The sequence below is a fragment of the Hydrogenovibrio marinus genome (genome assembly GCF_013340845.1).
GTDB lineage: Bacteria > Pseudomonadota > Gammaproteobacteria > Thiomicrospirales > Thiomicrospiraceae > Hydrogenovibrio > Hydrogenovibrio marinus.
This window is the reverse complement of sequence record NZ_AP020335.1, coordinates 2,394,550-2,412,496: the sequence shown is the minus strand read 5'-3', so window position 1 is coordinate 2,412,496 and position 17,947 is coordinate 2,394,550. Positions and strand designations below refer to the sequence as shown.

Below are 17,947 nucleotides of genomic sequence, written 5' to 3'. Positions count from 1 at the left end.
CGGCCATAAAAAAAGCCCCAACATAGGGGCTTTTTTATTGTGTTGAGTGATGCTTAAGCTTGCATGTTAGCACGCATTTTCAATAAAGCTTGTTGTTCAATCTGACGGATACGTTCCATAGAAACACCGTAAATTTCAGACAACTCTTTCAAGCCGACTTTATCTTCGGTTAACCAGCGTTTGCGGATAATGTCTTGGCTACGTTCATCCAAGTTCGCAAGCGCAGATGTCATCATGCCCATTTCATAAGCACTTTGAGATTCGTTGACCAAGTGTGTTTCTGGATCCAACTCTTGGCTGACCAAGATAGGATAAGTTTTACCTGAGTCTTCTGAATCATCAGAACTCATATCTACCGGTAAATCCTGACCGTAAAGTCTGGTTTCCATTTCCAATACATCACGTCGGGTAACGCCAAGTTCTTTTGCAACCGCATCGGCATCTTTGTCGCCAAACCATTCCAACGATTTTTTTGTGCTTCTTAGTTTGAAGAACAATTTACGTTGCGCTTTGGTGGTTGCTGTTTTAACGATACGCCAGTTTTTAATCACATATTCGTTGATTTCAGCACGAATCCAATGCACAGCAAACGTCATTAGACGAACATTTTCGTTTGGATTAAAGCGTTTTACCGCTTTCATTAGACCGATGTTACCTTCTTGCACCAAGTCTCCTAAAGGTAAACCATAACCTTTATAAGAACGGGCAACAGGCACGACATAGCGCAAGCTCGACAAGATAAGTTGTCTGGCTGCTTCTAGGTCTTGTTGGTAATAAAGTTTTTCAGCAAGCGAGCGTTCTTCTTCTGCACTTAAGACAGGCAGAGTTTGAACGGTTGCCAGGTAGTGTTCGATGTTTTGTCCTGGAGTAAGGCTCGCGCTAAACGGAATCATTTGATTTGTCATACAATCCTGCTCCTGTTGAGTCATCTTTTTCATTAACTCTAATATACAGAAATTAGCACTCAAGTCAAGAGAGTGCTAATCATTTTTTGCGATATTCATTGTATCGACAGACTTTATTAAAACTTTAGAAAAACAAATAGTTATTTTTACTATTTAAAATTTTTCTAGGTTTTAAATGGGCTTATTCTGGCTTAGATGAAGAGCGACCCAATATGCGGTTAAGCACGTCATCTTTGTAAACTAAATGATGTTTCAAAGCACCTGCAATATGTACCATCAAAATGAACGTGATGAAGAACCCGCTGTAAACATGAAGCGGTTTGGCAATGGCTTTAATGTCAGGGTTTTCGCCAACTAAGTTCGGTAATGTAAATAGATTAAAGAAAGGGATGTCGTGTCCGCCTGCGCTGACCATCATATAACCGGAGATCGGCATGACAATCAATGAAAGGTACAAGAAGCCTTTGACGATGTGGCTCAACACGATTTCCATACGATTTTCACCGATGTCTTCTGGGTTGGGTGACATCTTCAACCAGATGACTCGAAGAATCATTAGTAGAAATAAACTGATCCCCAATGAAAAATGCAAATGGAACACGGCGGTTCTTGCCTCACCTTTTGCCATAAATTCTTCGGCAGCGAAAGCGGTGATAAGCGCTAGGATAAATGCAAAAGCTGAAATCCAGTGATTTGCGCGAGAAACTAGGCCGAAGCTATTAGGAGTGTTTTTTAGGCTCATTGGGTAGGCTCTTTGTTAGGTTGAAAGTGCAGAACGATTTAGTCTATAGAGGATTATACAAAGAAAACAGATAAAAAAAAGACCAGCTAAGTAACTGGTCTTGGGAGTAAGTAAAGCCTTCGAGTTTGAAAGGAAAGAAAGCCAAACTTAGTTGCATCAGGCAAGCTAAGCGAGAATTAAGCGTGATCGCCGAGCTCACCTGTTTGATGCATCATTTCCAACCAAGCATCTCTTAGCTCGGTAAGAATCTCAATAGCGCTGTCTAGATAGAAAGTATCTTTTTCAAAGACAGCTTCTTGAATCGCTTTATCAGCATAGTGATAAAGTTCTTCCAGATCGTACGCAATCGGAGTGTGTTCGGTCAAACTCAAACGGTCACGAAGTGCGTCAAGAATCGTTGTCATACGACCTAGGTGGAATCCTTTTTCAACCAAAGCGTTGGATTGATGGCATACTTTTGCCAAATTTCCTTTATCAACAACACCTTGTAATAGTAACAAAACAGTTTTTCTTGGGTTTTCAGCCAAGTGTTTTTCAGTTTGTGGGTTACGGTTGTAATCTTTAATCAGTGGCGCTTTCGCTTCTGATGTCATTGTTAAATTAGTGGTCATGGCTGTTTTCCTTTCTAGTCGAAAAAATAATTAAAGTTTTTCTTTACTTAGCCAACAGCATTGTCCGTGCCAATATAGGTAAAAATTACCAAAATTAAGGTTAATATATTGATTTTAAAAGGTTTTATGGGGTGGAAAAAATTGCCACGTAGGCATGAAAAACCAATGGAAAACTGGCAATTATTGCTGATAGTCAGAAAATTGACGGGGTTTGATGTGGTGATTATGCCCCCAACCTGGCAGATTCTTGACAAATTTCTGCCAGGTTGGGGGTTAATAAAGTATTTATTTAACAAAGCTTTTAAAAAGTAACGGTAACGGCCTGAGAAGCGCGTTTTGCTTTTTCTAGTGCTTCTTCAATAGAGTTTCCTCTGGCGAGCGCAACGCCCATGCGCCGTCTACCGGCGATTTCAGGTTTACCGAACAGTTTGATTTGTGTGTCCGGTTCGCTGAGTGCCTGATATAGGTTTCCGAAAGCCGTTTGTGTCGATTGACCGGTAGGCAAAATGACGCTGGAAGCCGAAGGACCATGCTGGACAATATTAGGAATTGGTAGCCCAAGGATCGCGCGTACATGTAATGCAAACTCGGAAATATCCTGGGAAATCAATGTCACCAGACCCGTATCATGTGGTCGTGGTGAGACCTCACTGAAAATGACTTCATCACCTTTGACAAAGAGTTCAACACCGAATAGTCCGCGCCCACCGAGCGCGTCAGTGATGCTTTTTGCCATCTGCTGTGCTTTTTCCAACGCTGTTGATGTCATTGGATGCGGCTGCCAAGACTGACGGTAATCGCCGTCTTCCTGCAAGTGGCCGATTGGCTCACAGAAGCTTGTGCCGTCAATGTGACGTACCGTCAATAGCGTGATCTCGTAGTCGAAATCAACAAACCCTTCGACAATGACTTTACCCTTGCCGGCGCGTCCGCCTTCTTGGGCGTAATCCCAAGCTTTATCAATGTCTGCAGCGGTTTTGATGACACTTTGTCCCTTACCTGATGAGCTCATGATTGGCTTCACAACGCACGGAATACCAATGTTGTTTACGGCCTGAACAAAGTCTTCTTTATTGTCTGCAAAAGCATAAGGTGAGGTTTTCAAGCCTAGCGTTTCTGCTGCCAAGCGGCGAATGCCTTCACGGTTCATTGTCAATTGCGTCGCTTTGGCAGTTGGGACAACGTTAAAGCCTTGTTGTTCAAGTTCTGCCAAGGTGTCGGTCGCAATCGCTTCGATTTCCGGAACGATGAAGTCAGGCTTTTCTTTGAGGATAATGTCACGTAGTGCGTCACCATCAAGCATGCTCAAAGTGTAGCTTTTGTCCGCAACTTGCATGGCTGGCGCGTTTTCATAGCGGTCAAGCGCAATGACTTCTATGCCAAAACGTTGTGCTTCTAAAGCGACTTCCTTTCCTAATTCCCCTGAGCCACATAATAAAAGCTTGGTTGCGGTAGGTGAAAACTTGGTTCCAATGGTGACAGTGTTCGTAGCCGAATCCTGAGACATGGCATTTCCTTTGCTAAGTGTTTATTAAATTGTTGTTAACTTATTGACATCAAACACTTTAGAATAACGTTAAGAGTCAATTTCGGACGGAAGTCGTTCAAAAGTGTTTACGCAGTTGTAGGCATATTATAGTCAAAGCCCTGTGCAAAAGTGACTAGACAATCGCCAATTACAACCGGGAAATAGAGAGAAATTAGGAAATTACCATGGTAAAAGACGACATGAGCCCTCTTTCAGAGGTTACGCTAAGCGATGCATCCATCGAAAGGCTAGCAAATGAAAGTCGTTTGGCGCATGAACAGCTGGGTGGCCTTGCAAGGGATAACGAGGCATCACTTCAAGCCAGATTGGAGATGGGAAATGTCAAAAATCTGTTGTCTGACTTACGTTATAAATTCTCTGGACGTCAGCAAGATGTCGAAAACCTTATAGAGGCAGAAGTGAAAGCCCGTACGGAAGAACTCTACCGAAAAGCGCATTATGACGCCTTGACGCACTTGCCGAATCGTAGCTATTTCCATGACTTGATGGAGCAGATGGTTCAGCGTGCCACCGAGACCAATACCAAGTTCACCTTGCTCTTTCTTGATTTGGACGGCTTTAAGCAGGTTAACGATAATCTGGGCCATCATGTCGGAGATGAGTTGTTACGCCATGCTGCGGCACGTTTGGTTTCTTCGCTTCGTGAAAACGATATTGTTGCCCGTTTGGGCGGCGATGAGTTTGTCGCTTTATTGACCGATTCAGAAGACAATCGCGATATTGTCGAAGGCATTTGCAAACGCATTATCAACGAGATTTCACGCCTTTATTACTTTGAAGGGCATGAAGTCAGAATATCTACCAGTATTGGTGTCAGTCGCTTCCCTCATGACGGACGTATTGCTTCCGAGCTGTCTGAAAACGCAGATAAAGCGCTATATGTCGCTAAGAACTTGGGGAAAAAACAATTCCGCTTTTATGAAGATGCGCGCACATCGCCAGATTTCCTGAATGAAAAGAGAGAATCTGATATTCGTGCCGCCTTGGAAATGGCGATTGGTAAGGATGAATTGATTAGTTGCGTTCAACCACAAATCGATTTAAAAGAAAGCCGTATCGTTGGTGGGTGTCTGTCCATTGCTTGGAAGAACCCTTTCTATGAAACTTTCTCGGCCAGCGAGTGGCAAGAAAAACTTGAAAATGCCTTGTGGGCGGATACAGCCGGTGATTGGTTGTTGGATACTGCTTGCCACTACTTAAAAGATTGGCAGGTATTGGATCCAGAGTTTGTGGTGACCTTGCCAGTTTTGAAACCTTTGTGGAATGACGCTTTGCAAAAGAAACTCGACGAGGCGGTTGAACGCTACGACATTCCAAAGAACCAGCTACAGCTATCCTTTTCGCTGAGAAGTCTGCAACAAGAAGGGACTGAGGTTAAAGAACTGTTGCAGGCACTGACCGATGCAGGTTATCAATTGACGCTTTCCGATGTTGGGTCGCAGCCTTTGGATTTGAACTTCTTGATGGGTTTGACGATTCAAGAGTTCCGCTTTGATCCGATTTGGTTGGATAAACAAATGCAGTCCGAGCAGGGTAAACAGTGGGTGAAAGCCATTATTCAAATGGTACAAAGTTTGGATGCCTGCATGATTGCCGGCGGAATTCACTCAGAACAGCAAGCGGAAGAGCTGAAGGATTGGGGTTGTGCTTATGGGCAGGGATCTTATTGGTCAGAAAGAATCGAAACCGAAAACTTCAAAACGCTGATTGGGTGATGCACAGTTTTCAAAGTCTTTAAGTGCAATGCCGTTCTAGGCATTGCGACTCATTTTGCATGATTAAACCGCTTCCAATAATGCTTCTTCAGCACGGTTCAACGAAGTCGATTTATTATCATTGTTAGCCATGTCTGGCGCCGCAACTACCTTAACATCTGTAATCCCGATAAAGCCTAAAACCGTATTCAGATAAGGGGTCACGTGATCAAATTGATTATAGGGCGATTCCGTGTAGTTTCCGCCGGAAGTCAAAATCACAATTGCCTGCTTGCCTTCCAACAACCCTTTAGGGCCATTTTCTGTATAAGTGAAGGTTTCGCCAACGCGTACGACTTGATCCAAGTAAGCCTTCAAAGAAGAGGGAATGCCGAAGTTATACATCGGCGCGCTAATCAATAAAGTGTCGGCTTCGCGCATATCTTGTAGCGCTTGGTTTGATTCATTCAGCTGTGCGTTTTGGTCTGCACTACGGCTTTCTGCAGGTGTGTACATAGCCTGAATGGTGGCTTCGGACAAATGTGAAGGTGGGTTAACGCCCAAATCGTGATGGATAACCTTGCCTTGTGGATGGTTGCCCAGCCATTCCGCTTGATATTGATCTGCCAGATATTTGGAATTAGATCCTTGTGATAAAGCGCTGCTGTCGATTCTAAGTAGGGTTGCCATGTGAAATTCTCCTAGAGGGTAATTCAAAGTGAACCCTTATTCTAAGGAGAAGATTAGTGGTGAAAAATAGCGTAATGTGAAAAATACTATTGCAAATACAGCAATAGTATTTGTGAGCATTAGGTGCTCGGGTGTATTTTTTCAGGTACTTAATAGGATAGACGAAAATTGCTGTTGCACTTGTGATTACGCAATTCTGAGATCTTGAATAAGGCCAGACTCTAATTTGATTCGGTACTTAAGCGTAATAGGGCTTCCTTCAAATTTTCCATTAACGGATGCGGTTAAAAGTGCTTCTTTATTAGAAACCTCAATGTTCAAAGGTTTGGTTTGGTGTTGATATCTTTGCTTGTTACGTAAGAACCACTCAATTATAGCTTGCTTGCCTTGTAATTTTTGCCCCTCGTCCAGCACCGTTGCATCTTCCTTGAAACAGGAAGAAAAAGTTTCAATATCATTGTTGTTTGATGATTGGATGTATTTTTCAATTAAATCTAAAGTTTCTTGTTGCGGCATGATTCACTCCTTTTTGCAGTTGAGTTTTTAATTCATTTCTGTATTAAAAAATAGTATACACTTTTAATGCAGTTGTGTTTTAAAATTTCATTGGTACAGAAATTTAAAGGAACTCAATTGAAAACCAAAAAAGGTGAAAAAGAAAAACTGCGCTCAGTTATTTTGGAAAAAGCCATTGCCTACCTAAAAAAACATGGGCAAGGAGGCTCTGGGACTGAGCATATTATGAAGTACATGGGATTAACACGTGGTGCTCTGTACAGTCACTTTCATTCGAAGGCCGACCTTTTTGCGCAGGCAGTTTGTTATGATTTGGCAAAACTTGAAGACAGTCTTTTAATGAGGTTTCAGCGGGATGGCGACGACGCAATAAAAAAAATTATTGAAGACCATTTGTCTGAAAGCAGTTTATATAATGTGGAAACGAGTTGTGCATTTACATCTCTTAGCACGGATATGCAGCGTAGTGATGAAGAGTACCGCAGTCAATATGAAAAATATATGGACAGGATTTATGCTCTCTTCGCGCGCGCGTTAAAGGATCAGTTTCCTAATGACACTGAATTTCAGAGTCATGAGAAGGCGCTAAACTTATACTCAGGCTTAGTAGGGACACTAACAATGGCAAGGACTATGAGCGACCCGAAAAAGGCGAAAGAAATTCTAGAGTCGGGCAAAAAGTTTTTAATCAGTCAATTTATGAAGAATTGATTTTACTGGGCTACGCAACGCAAAAACATCAATTCGAGTTATAAGTTGTAACTTAAAGATTACAACTTATAACATACACTGAGTCTTTGTCCCGTTTGCAGCCTCTATTTAGAGGGTTTTTACAGGTTTTTGGGTTACTTCAATGAGGATAAAATCGCTTTTTCCACGTCATCGATTTTTTGTGTACCGTCTACTTTGATGTACTTGATTGAAGTATCGTTGGCGGCTTCTTTTGTGTAGTAGTCGACCAAAGGTGCAGTTTGATCGTGATAGACTTTCAAACGATCCAATACAACATGTTCTTGGTCATCATCACGTTGAATCAAGTCTTCACCAGTTTCATCATCTTTCCCTTCTATCTTAGGAGGGTTGTAAACCAAGTGGTAAGTTCTACCTGAATTTGGGTGAACGCGACGTCCCGCCATACGGTTAACAATTTCAGAATCTGGCACATCGATTTCAATAACAGCATCGATAGCAACACCAGCAGCTTTCAATGCATCCGCTTGTGGAACAGTGCGAGGAAAGCCGTCCAACAAGAAACCGTTGGCACAGTCCGCTTCCTGAATGCGCTCTTTCACCAAACCGATGATGATTTCGTCTGTTACCAATTTACCGGCATCCATAAAAGACTTAGCTTGTTTTCCTAAGTCCGTTCCCGCTTTGATGGCGGCACGTAGCATGTCGCCAGTAGAGATTTGAGGGATGTTGAATTGCTTGGTTAAGAACTGTGCTTGTGTTCCTTTACCCGCGCCTGGTGCGCCTAGAAGAATGAATTTCATGTGGATTCCTAAATTTTACAGCTTGTATGAATAAGTTTTCGGCAGTGATTTTGTCATCTATGCCTTGCCGCTTTTCTGTTGGAATGGTGTTCAAATTCCAAGATGAATTTCAAGGCGGCTTAAAAGTTTGGGTATTTTATCATAGAGTGTTTTGCGCACCCAATGTGCTTGTAAAAAACTGCCAGGTTGGGGGAGTGATTTAATTTTTAGCGGGGAATTTTCAGCAGGGATTCTATGGTGTGCAGAGACTGTTGCTGATAATGCCCACCGAACAAATTGAAGTGGTTTAGCTGATGGTAGAGTTGATACAAAGGTTTACGCATCTGATAACCTTTGTCGATAGGAAATACGCTATTGTAGCCTTCATAAAATGCTCTGGAGAAACCACCAAACAGTTCAGTCATTGCTAAATCGGTTTCACGGTCACCATAATAACTGGCGGGATCAAAAAACACCGCTTCGCCTGTCGTCAGAAACGCGCTGTTACCGCCCCAAAGGTCGCCGTGCAATAAAGAAGCTTCCGGGTGATATTCCTGAAAAAATTTAGGGAGTTCATCTGCCAACCGCTTACCGGCATCCACTAGTTGGTTGCTGGCACCATTAGTATTTGCCAATTCAAGTTGAGGAAGCAGCCTGGCTTCACGATAGAAACTGATCCAGTCGTTATGCCATGGATTTTTTTGTAAGGTGTGGCCAATGTAGTTGTCTTCAAACCAGCCGAATTGCTTGTCGTCGTTTATTTGATGGTGCAACAAGGCCAAATCTCTGCCGCGTTGATCATCATCTCCTTCCCTAACCATATGAAAATAGGACAAAAGCAAAAAAGCTCTACCATCGGCGATGCCGTATGCAAGTGGCTTGGGTACATCAAGCACGCCTGTATCGAGAATCGCTTGAAGACTGTGAGCTTCTGTTTCAAACAAGGGAAGGCTATCAGTATGGTTTACTTTCAGAAAGTAGGTGTCATCCAGTGTTTTAACATGAAATGCCTGATGAATGTCTCCGCCTCCGATAGGTGAGGCGGTTTCGATATGCAGATTAAGGCCATGTTCAGTGCTTAAAACTTGAGAAAGTGCTGACCAATTCATAGTATCTTCCCTGCGTTATTCAATGAACTATTGAAAGAGCTTTTGCGTCATTTCTTCGATGTTCTTTTCCGATACGTTAGGAACCTTCGGAGCATGCCCTTCTCGGAAAACTTCAAAGAATGCACCGGGGGTGTCTGCCGGAACGGCGTTGCCCGTGGTTTTGTCGATAGGAACATTCACTAAACCATCCGGAATCGCAAAAGGTACATTCGGATAAGGTTTCAAGGCTTCTCTCATGTAGTCAATCCAGATCGGCAACGCCGCACGCCCCGCAAACTCATTACGTCCCAAGGTGCTAGGTTGGTCAAAGCCTACCCAAACACTGGTCGCGATATGTGGGTTAAACCCTGAGAACCATGCATCTTTCTGGTCGTTGGTCGTTCCCGTTTTACCGGCGATATCTTTTCTATCCAATACTCTGGCCGCTTGCGCTGTACCGTGATTGATAACATCTTGCATCATCGTTGTCATGATATAGGCATTTTGTGGCGTGATAATCTTTGGCGCAGTGGTTGGATCATCCGGTGTACATTGCACTGTACAGGCCTTCTGAGGATTCGCCTGATAAATGACGTCACCATCAAAGTTCTGTACTTTGTCGATGATGAACGGGTCAATCAAATAACCGCCATTGGCAAAAGTAGAATAACCGCGAACCACTTCTTCCGGTGTGAACTGTACTGATCCCAATGCCAAAGATAAGTCGCGATGTAGGTTCAGTTGGTCTTTCGGGAAACCGAAACGTTCAATGTATTTGATGGCATATGCAATACCGACATGCTGCAACAAACGGATGGAAACCAAGTTACGTGAATGCATGAGCGCAACTCTTAAACGGGTCGGACCATAGAAACGACCAGAGTAGTTTTCAGGGCGCCAAACATCTTCCAAAGCGGCATCGTGGAATACAACAGGCGCATCATTGATGATAGAGGCAGCAGTCATACCGTCTTCCAATGCACTGGAATACAAAAACGGTTTGATGTTCGAACCGACTTGTCGACGCGCCTGCGTGGCACGGTTGTACTTGCTGCGGAAGAAATCATAACCACCGACTAAAGCTTTGATACCGCCGTTGTCAGGGTCAACGGAAATCAATGCCGCTTCAGTTTTAGGATTTTGGGCGAGTTGCCAACCACTATCGGTCAACTGTAGGTAAATGGCATCGCCAACATTTAATACATCGGTGATTTTTTCCGGTTCAGGACCTGTCTTGTTGACGTCAATGTATGGGTTTGCCCACTTGATGCTGTCCAGAGAAATATGTGTTACCGTACCGTCTTCCAGCATCACTGTCGCATCGTCATCGGTGGTTTCGGTGACAGCACCGACATCCAAGGAGGCAAAAGTTTTCAGGTCACTAAGTTCTGAAATCAATTGTGCATGATCGGTCATGATAGTGGGGGCGAAGTGGGTGATAACACCACGATATCCATGGCGTTTTTCGTAACTTTGTAGGCCGTCTCGCACGGCTTTGTTGGCAACATCCTGCAGATGTGAATCAATGGTGGTCGTGATGGTTAGACCATTTTTCAGTGCATCATCCCCAAAGTGTTCAATAGCAAAGTCACGCGCCATTTCCGCGACATAACCTGCTTCCACATCAATACGGGAACCGGTTAACTTGGCGTGAACAGGAACTGCCATCGCCTGATTCATCTCTTCTTCAGTGATGTAGTGGTTTTCATACATGCGTTTCAGCACGTAATCACGACGAAGTTTGGCTCGCTCAGGGTTGTAAATTGGGTTGTAGCGAGAAGGAGCTTTTGGCAAACCGGCAAGCATCGCAAACTCATTCAACGACAAGTCTTTCAGGTCTTTCCCATAATAGGTTTGCGCTGCGGCGGCAAAACCGTAAGAACGGTAGCCCAAGAACATCTTGTTCATGTAAAGTGCGAGGATTTCTTCTTTACTGATTTGGTGCTCGATTTTGTAAGACAGCACAATCTCGTTCAGCTTACGCAAATAGCTCTTTTTCTTGGTCAGGAAGAAGTTTCTGGCAACCTGCATGGTGATGGTTGAACCACCTGATTTCTTGTGTCCGGTGGTAATCAGTTCATAGACGGCACGTGCCAAGCCCTTGAATGAGATACCGCCATGCTTGAAGAAGTCTTCATCTTCTGCAGATACCAGGGCTTGAGTCATGCGTTCAGGAATTTGGGTGTAATCCAGCGGGATACGCTTTTTCGTACCGATTTCGCTGATGAGCTTGCCATCCGATGTCAGGATTTTCAACGGTACCTGATAGGAAACATCTCTCAGGCTCGAAGCGTCAGGCAGTGTTGGGTAAATTGTGACTGCGTAGTAGATGACACCGGCTAGAAAGAGGAAGAATCCTGAAAAGAAGCTAAACCAAAAGAATTTTTTAAAGAAACCACGCTTTTTCTTTTTTGGGGGAGTGTTCTCTGGTTCGGATGCTTGACGATCGTAATAATCGTCATTTCGCAATTCATCTGACATAAGTTAAGTAATCGGTTGTTATTCAAGGTAAATTAAGGAGCCATTATACGTGATAACCCACTAGCTAAAAAGCATGGAAAGATGACAATATTGTAAAAAGGTATAAAAAAACCCGACATAAGCCGGGTTTTTCGAAAATGACTGTGAAACAGGAAATCTTATTTTTTAGATTTTGAATAACGCCCTGATTTAATGTCATCGTACATCAGGTATAAGTTTCCACCTACGATAATGACGATCGCAGAAATCACACCGAACATACCGATGTCAACTTGTAGTGATTGAGGAAGGATGCCCGCCCAAATCCCTAAAAGTACTAGCAATGGAATGATAACCGCGATTGTTAGCGTTCCAAGCAATTTCATAAAATTGTTCATTTGTTTTTCCTCAGATAGTTGTAAGTCCTTAACAACAACTCGAACTATACTGTTCTGGACGCAAAAATTCAAATAAAAATATTGATTCGCATCAAGAAAGAAACTTTATTATTTAAGAGACGAAAAATCTCTGTGCAAGCAAGTGCTTGCGTCATTTCCGGCTTATTCAATATTCTGGATTTGAATATTGTATGGGATATTAATTGTGTTAAAAAAGATTAACTTAGATAAAATTATATCGCCTATTTGGTTTTTTACCCACCAATATACCCTCCGTTATGTTGATGTAAACATTAATTCTTTATATTTGATATTGAGGTAATTGGAGGTAGTTTTGATCTATTACTATCAAGATCTAAAGAAATATTCCCTGTTTAGGTAATTATAAGTTAATGAATATCATTTCTATTTAAGTCTACTCAATCTCGCTAGTTTTTTATAGCACTTTGAAGAAGTTCTTTGATCTGAGTATTCTTAAATTGCGTTTCAAATCGGACTTCAAAACCTTTCTTCAGTGAGCTGAACAATTTCTGTGCATGTTTGAGCTTTTGCTTTTCATCATCAAACAGAGCGCGTTTTTCTTTGTCCTTTGTCTCAATGATAAGATTAAGCTGTTTCTGACCTCCATCGTACTCAATAACATAAGCAAAGTCAGGCGAATAAGTACCGCCTCCCGCTACAGGAATGCGTATTGAATTACGTGGAATTTTTGTAAATACAGAGACTCCAGTAATCGACTTTTTAATGTTTTCTTGCTCAAGGGGAGAGTCGTAGAAAACTTCTTCAAACAAGTATTGGTCCGCAGGTTTTGAATCATCAAAGTGACCCCCTAAATTATGAGCGGGGATGTTAGTAAGAGGCTTTCCTTTTTCGTTGGTAAACACTGTAGGATGAACTTTGTTAGATACTTGTTGGTATCCAATATGGAATTTACTGAAAGCGTGATCCAATAAGTATTTGTGGAACTGTGCCTTGATGGTTCGGATGGTTTGGTGACTCAAATAATCGTTAATGTTCAAGTCGTCTTTGACCGCCAAGAATGCTTTGTGTAGCGTTATCATGTTTACACCAAGCAATACGGCCAGCTCTTCAATAAACTGTCTGTAATGAAGGGTTACTATCGGTAAAATTTCATTGTTAAGGTCATCTTCTTCTTGTAATGAAGCAAGCCCTTGGTCAAAGGTTAGTCGCTTAGTTTGAGTTATGCTGCCTCGTGGTTTAAATGTTTCTTGGTTGTCCAGAAGGTAAGACTCGAAGATAGTCTGAAATTTGTATTCATCGTCAATCTTATATTCAAGGATCACACGCTGGTTGATTGCTTCCCAAAGCTCTCGAAGTTCGTTGTATTTTCCAATACGGATAGAAGCCTTTGACTTTGTTTTCCCTTCAACGCGAACCTTGCCTTTTTTCAAGCCGCCTGTCGCTTCAAAGGCGTTTGGGAACTCAGCTTTGATAATGTCTAAACCGCCTTCCTTGAAGTTTCCTGAAAAATCAATCGCCCCAGCCTCACCCAGAGTATTGCGAATGGAATCTGCGGATTGTTCGGGATACTTGGCAACAATTCTTTGCACAACTTCATCGGTCAGCTTAGTGAGTTCTTCAACCGGTGTTTGGCCTGATTTTTCATTAATTTCATTGACTAGCTGTTCAGCAAAATCACGCTCTGAAAAGTCCACATAGTAGTAAAGGTCGAAGGATTCATTTTTAACCCGACTCATAAACTCATTTACTGGTAAACGTAACCCACGGCCAACCTCTTGCAGTTTGGATGTCTGTGAGCCGCTTGAACGCAGTTTACAAATCTGAAAAACATTTGGGTTATCCCAGCCTTCACGCAATGTCCACTTTGAGAAAATAAAACGTCTTGTGTTATCTAAGCTCAACAAGGTTTCTTTATCGTGAAGGATTTCAGCAACTTCTTGCTCGATGGCTTCATCGGACTCGCTATTATCTTGTGCAAAATACCCACCATGACAAACCGAAAGGTCTTTCAGTGAGCTTTCCAGATAAGAACGGTAAAACGGCGTTATATCATCCGTTTTCAAAAGCGTTTCAATATGTTGTTTCAGCAGGGCTTCAAATTTGGTTTTAAGGTCGCCGGTAATCTCATGATTGCCACGATACCCTTCAATGTCATCAATGAAAAACAGGGTCAACGGCTTAATTTTTACATCACGAGAAAGTAACGATTTTTCGATTTCAAAATGACGTTTGACTGCCTTGGCAATCATTTTGTCTTGAATGGTTGATGAATAAGAATAGGGGCTAATTTTTTGGTTACTTTTAAGTTCCAGGCCATTAGAAAGCAGAACTTTTTGGGTGTTTAATTTCTCAATATAGATTCCATTCATTTCCGAGTGGATTACAGATAGACTCTCACCCTCGATGAGTTTGAAGGTTTTTTTCTTGGTGCCGTCAAAATACTCAAATGTCGCTTCTGGGAACTCCTTATTGGCGGTTTGCCCTTTATTTTTGCCGGATATGATTTCCACTTCACGAGTGGCTTTCGCACCATAAGAAAGTAACTTGATGTATTCCTCTGAGCCGTCATCAAACATTTCAATATCCGCAACGACACCTTTAACTAGGTCTTGGTTAAAGGCATCAACTGCTGAGAGTTCGTGGATTAAGTTTTCATAATTGTTGTCAAACGTTGCTCCAAATCGTAGAGTGTATTGAGAGCCAAATTTGAGAATGTTTTGCCACGTTGCATTCTCTTGTTTGAACTTGTGTGGTTCGTCAATAATCGTAATCGGATTGACCGAGGCAATTGCATCAAAAAGATTGTCGTAAGCATCGTTAATACGGGTGTCGAATTTTTTGCTTAGGGTATCTGAGTTTATCATTCCGGCATTGATAACCATTACGTGAATGGTTTTGTCCAGTGCTGGATTCGCGTGTTTTTGAGCTTCAACAAATTCGATAATTGAGTGTGGCATATAGGCTTTTTTGCTTCTATTGCCCTTTTGACTTTCAACGACATGGACTTTTAACTGTTTATCGCTGTAACTTTCCATAAAGTGCCGTTTCGTGGCTTCTGCACGAAGAAAGCTGACCGTTCCGGCTTTGATAGAGAGTGTTGGTACAACGACAATAAACTTAGTCATTCCAAAGGCTTTGTTGAGTTCAAAGATAGCCTTGGTGTAGGTGTAGGTTTTCCCTGTACCTGTTTCCATTGAAATATCAAGAATACGGCTTCTCTTATTCACGGTTGTGATGGAATTGGGTTTGATGATTTGATTGTTTTTTTGAATATCAATCACAGTCATGCCAAATTCAACGTCGCTATTAAAAGATGCAACTGGATTACTCAGCATAGCCATAGCCGGTTGTGGATGAATTTCAACCTTGGCCACTTTGCCAAACACCGCCATAATGGATTGGGCGGCATCGGTTTGGTGAGCTAGATCTTTTTCAAAGTTAAATCCAGCCATCATTAGTACCTCACCACAACACTGACATTTTTCTCTTTTCGGTTTTGGTACTGGCGAACCGCTTCATTGATTTCAAGCTGGTTTTTACTGTTAAAGTTGTAGCCAAACAGCACGATTTTTTCAACATCGAAGTCTTTATCAGTGCCGGTTGTTGTATCCAACTTGGATAAGAATTCTTTTAACGATTCTGTCTTAAATCCTTGGTGCATTAAATACAAAACTTTGTCGTGACGGAAAGCTGTGTAACCGGCCAAATCTGTTTCAACAAGTGGTTGTGTGAGAGGAGTGCCGTCATACACTTTCCATGTGGTCAGCAAATGTTCAAGCTGTTCATCTGAGAGTGTTGCACCATCAAATAGGTCTTGAATATCACCTTGAAGGGTTTCGATATTATCCAAATACCCTTCAAAAATTGGCAGAGTTTCAAAGATTTTGAAGCCTAAATCGCCGTTGTAATCGCGATTTTCTGCACGGATTTTTTCAGCGGCTTTTTTAATTCTTGATTTTGATATATCGAAAATAGTTTTGTAACCGACTTTCCTAGCTTCAGATTGGGGTGATGTGGGTTCTGGAATTTGTATCAAAATAAATTTAAGATTGCTGGATTCGTCGAAATTAAATTGCATCACTGCTTGAGCAGTTGTTGCTGAACCGGAAAAAAAATCCAGAATCATATCATTTGAACTGACTCTAGCGATTTCAATCAAGTACTTTATTAACATTGATGGTTTAGCAAATTCGAATGGAATGCCTAAGTCTTTTAACTCAGCTGAACTATGTCGATTCTCCCATTTAGTAATCAAGTTGCCGGGTGTTTTGCCCTTCTCCTGTTGGTCTTTCAACCAAAGTTTAAAGTAAATGTTATATTTTGATCTTTCCCTCTTTTCATTCAGTAAAGGAGAAGTGTCAGTCTCTTTGAAAAGAATTCTTTTCTCAAGGAAGGCTTCTTTATATGTTTCATACGTCCATCGCCAGCACCCATCTTCCGATGTAGGTAAAACTTTTTGACTTTCAACTACTTCCATAGGAAAGTTTTTTCCTGGAGGAATGGCGAAACTTCCATCGGGGCATTCTATCCAATATCTTTGATTTGGTCTTGGCGTTAAACTGGACAAAAAAAGTCGTTCTTCTCCATATTTCTCACCAGTTCTGGGCCCTGATGTTTCGACTTTATTGTAATAATTTCTGATTTGGTCTTCTGAGATGCTTGTTCTAAAATGTTTAGCTCTTTCTATATTTTTCGCATAAACATGGATAAACTCTACATTAGGCGTTACGAATTTAGCTTTTGCTCCTCCTGATTTCATTACTCTTGAAAAAGTAGTTATGAAATTCGATTCGCCAAAAATTTCATCACATAAAATTTTTAATTGTGAGGCCTCGTTTTCATCAATCGAAATAAAGATAACCCCATCATCTTTAAGAAGTTCACGGGCAATATAAAGACGGGGGTACATAAAGGTTAGCCATGCACTATGGCTATTGGCTTTGCTTTGGGTAAATTCCAGAATGCGTTTGGCTTCCTCTGTTTCAATTCCTGCTAATTCAGCCAATTGTTCAGGTGTGAATTTACGGTCATCTTGATAGACAAATCCATCCGAACCCGTGTTGTACGGAGGGTCAATGTAAATCATTTTGATGGATTCAGAATAGGCTCCTTTAAGGTGTTTTAATACCTCAAGGTTATCACCTTTAATTAAAAGGTTTTGACTGTCTTTATTTTCTGGCTTTTGGTTGTGTGTCTTGTCTTCTGCGAGTAGCGTCAGAGGGTTTTCATTTGCCAATAAACGTGCATAAGACTTGCCAAGCCAGTTCAAACCATAAGATTCTTTTGAGAGGGCAGTACCACTATCAGCAACAATTTCATTGAGTTTTTCGGCAATAAAGTTGCCGTCCTTGTCAAAACACTGAGGAAAATGTTTTTTCAAAGTCTCAACTTGTTGGCTATTGATAGTGACTTCAGAGTTGTCCGCAAGAATTTCAGGTTTGATTGTTTTCATTTGATCCGCTGTAAATTATTCGATTTAAAAACTTTTGCAAGCTTATCAAGTTTGCCGAGCATATCAAGCTTTTTAGGAGAGGATAGTAGTTAAAGTGTATGGGCCGTTCTCAGTATTAGGTAAATAAATTTTTTGTTCTAGGACTGATGTTTTGAACCAGAGATAAGGAGTTCAAAATGAAGCTGATGAAATTACAAAAAGTTATCGAATGCACAGGTTTAGCACGTTCGACTATTTATAAATTTATGGATCAAGGAAAGTTTCCAAAACAGATCTGTTTAGGTGGGCGCTCAGTGGCATGGGTGGAAAGTGAGATTGAAGATTGGATTATAGAAAAGATTGAGCAAAGAGATAATGTAGTAGAAGAACAGTAAGTGAAACTGGAGGC

The 17,947-nt window shown here is 41.7% G+C and carries 15 protein-coding genes; 3 read left to right on the top strand and 12 right to left on the bottom strand.

What is annotated here, in order from left to right; translation table 11 throughout:
• Nucleotides 1-53: 53 nt before the first annotated feature.
• The 4 genes from rpoH to purT all read right to left on the bottom strand — a co-directional run bounded on the left by rpoH (nucleotide 54) and on the right by purT (nucleotide 3,765).
• Complete coding sequence (rpoH, locus tag HVMH_RS11390; RefSeq protein WP_029911759.1) at nucleotides 54-905, bottom strand: RNA polymerase sigma factor RpoH; 852 nt, start codon at nucleotides 903-905, stop codon at nucleotides 54-56.
• A 181-nt stretch (nucleotides 906-1,086) separates the two neighbouring features.
• Nucleotides 1,087-1,647: a cytochrome b gene (locus tag HVMH_RS11385; protein WP_029911761.1), complete on the bottom strand. Its 561-nt coding sequence runs from the start codon at nucleotides 1,645-1,647 to the stop codon at nucleotides 1,087-1,089.
• A 176-nt stretch (nucleotides 1,648-1,823) separates the two neighbouring features.
• Nucleotides 1,824-2,258, bottom strand: a complete 435-nt coding sequence (locus HVMH_RS11380) for a flagellar export chaperone FliS (protein WP_029911763.1) — start codon at nucleotides 2,256-2,258, stop codon at nucleotides 1,824-1,826.
• A 301-nt stretch (nucleotides 2,259-2,559) separates the two neighbouring features.
• Nucleotides 2,560-3,765 carry a formate-dependent phosphoribosylglycinamide formyltransferase gene (gene purT, locus HVMH_RS11375; RefSeq protein ID WP_029911765.1) on the bottom strand — a complete coding sequence of 402 codons (1,206 nt, stop codon included), beginning with the start codon at nucleotides 3,763-3,765 and terminating at the stop codon, nucleotides 2,560-2,562.
• Between the two features lie 206 nt (nucleotides 3,766-3,971).
• On the opposite strand from purT, the gene HVMH_RS11370 reads away from it, so the two are divergent.
• A complete protein-coding gene (locus HVMH_RS11370) occupies nucleotides 3,972-5,522 on the top strand; it encodes a putative bifunctional diguanylate cyclase/phosphodiesterase (protein WP_029911782.1) in 1,551 nt (516 codons plus the stop codon).
• 63 nt (nucleotides 5,523-5,585) lie between these two features.
• Here HVMH_RS11370 and HVMH_RS11365 read toward each other — a convergent pair whose 3' ends face one another.
• Nucleotides 5,586-6,191 (bottom strand): FMN-dependent NADH-azoreductase, encoded by a 606-nt coding sequence (locus tag HVMH_RS11365; protein ID WP_029911785.1) that lies wholly within the window; start codon nucleotides 6,189-6,191, stop codon nucleotides 5,586-5,588.
• A 186-nt stretch (nucleotides 6,192-6,377) separates the two neighbouring features.
• The gene (locus tag HVMH_RS11360; protein ID WP_029911788.1) at nucleotides 6,378-6,707 is read right to left on the bottom strand and encodes a nuclear transport factor 2 family protein; all 330 of its coding nucleotides are present in this window, start codon (nucleotides 6,705-6,707) and stop codon (nucleotides 6,378-6,380) included.
• Nucleotides 6,708-6,824: 117 nt separating this feature from the next.
• On the opposite strand from HVMH_RS11360, the gene HVMH_RS11355 reads away from it, so the two are divergent.
• Nucleotides 6,825-7,418, top strand: a complete 594-nt coding sequence (locus HVMH_RS11355; RefSeq protein WP_162174189.1) for a TetR/AcrR family transcriptional regulator — start codon at nucleotides 6,825-6,827, stop codon at nucleotides 7,416-7,418.
• A 134-nt stretch (nucleotides 7,419-7,552) separates the two neighbouring features.
• Here the strand turns inward: HVMH_RS11355 and adk are convergent, their stop codons facing one another.
• From adk to HVMH_RS11325, 6 genes are all read right to left on the bottom strand, one after another.
• Nucleotides 7,553-8,200 (bottom strand): adenylate kinase, encoded by a 648-nt coding sequence (gene adk, locus HVMH_RS11350; RefSeq protein WP_029911794.1) that lies wholly within the window; start codon nucleotides 8,198-8,200, stop codon nucleotides 7,553-7,555.
• Nucleotides 8,201-8,406: 206 nt separating this feature from the next.
• On the bottom strand, nucleotides 8,407-9,288 hold the full coding sequence (locus tag HVMH_RS11345; RefSeq protein WP_029911797.1) for a fructosamine kinase family protein: 882 nt from the start codon (nucleotides 9,286-9,288) through the stop codon (nucleotides 8,407-8,409).
• 27 nt (nucleotides 9,289-9,315) lie between these two features.
• Nucleotides 9,316-11,748: a penicillin-binding protein 1A gene (locus HVMH_RS11340; RefSeq protein WP_051623081.1), complete on the bottom strand. Its 2,433-nt coding sequence runs from the start codon at nucleotides 11,746-11,748 to the stop codon at nucleotides 9,316-9,318.
• A 158-nt stretch (nucleotides 11,749-11,906) separates the two neighbouring features.
• Nucleotides 11,907-12,125: a hypothetical protein gene (locus HVMH_RS11335; RefSeq protein ID WP_029911801.1), complete on the bottom strand. Its 219-nt coding sequence runs from the start codon at nucleotides 12,123-12,125 to the stop codon at nucleotides 11,907-11,909.
• 428 nt (nucleotides 12,126-12,553) lie between these two features.
• Nucleotides 12,554-15,562, bottom strand: a complete 3,009-nt coding sequence (locus tag HVMH_RS11330) for a type III restriction-modification system endonuclease (RefSeq protein ID WP_029911804.1) — start codon at nucleotides 15,560-15,562, stop codon at nucleotides 12,554-12,556.
• Nucleotides 15,562-17,559, bottom strand: coding sequence for a site-specific DNA-methyltransferase (locus HVMH_RS11325; protein ID WP_029911807.1), 1,998 nt, complete (start codon nucleotides 17,557-17,559; stop codon nucleotides 15,562-15,564). Before HVMH_RS11325 ends, HVMH_RS11330 begins: the two co-directional genes overlap by 1 nt.
• A gap of 176 nt (nucleotides 17,560-17,735) precedes the next feature.
• Here HVMH_RS11325 and HVMH_RS11320 point away from each other — a divergent pair, with 176 nt between their 5' ends.
• A complete protein-coding gene (locus tag HVMH_RS11320; protein WP_029911810.1) occupies nucleotides 17,736-17,933 on the top strand; it encodes a helix-turn-helix transcriptional regulator in 198 nt (65 codons plus the stop codon).
• The last annotated feature ends 14 nt before the right edge of the window (nucleotides 17,934-17,947 follow it).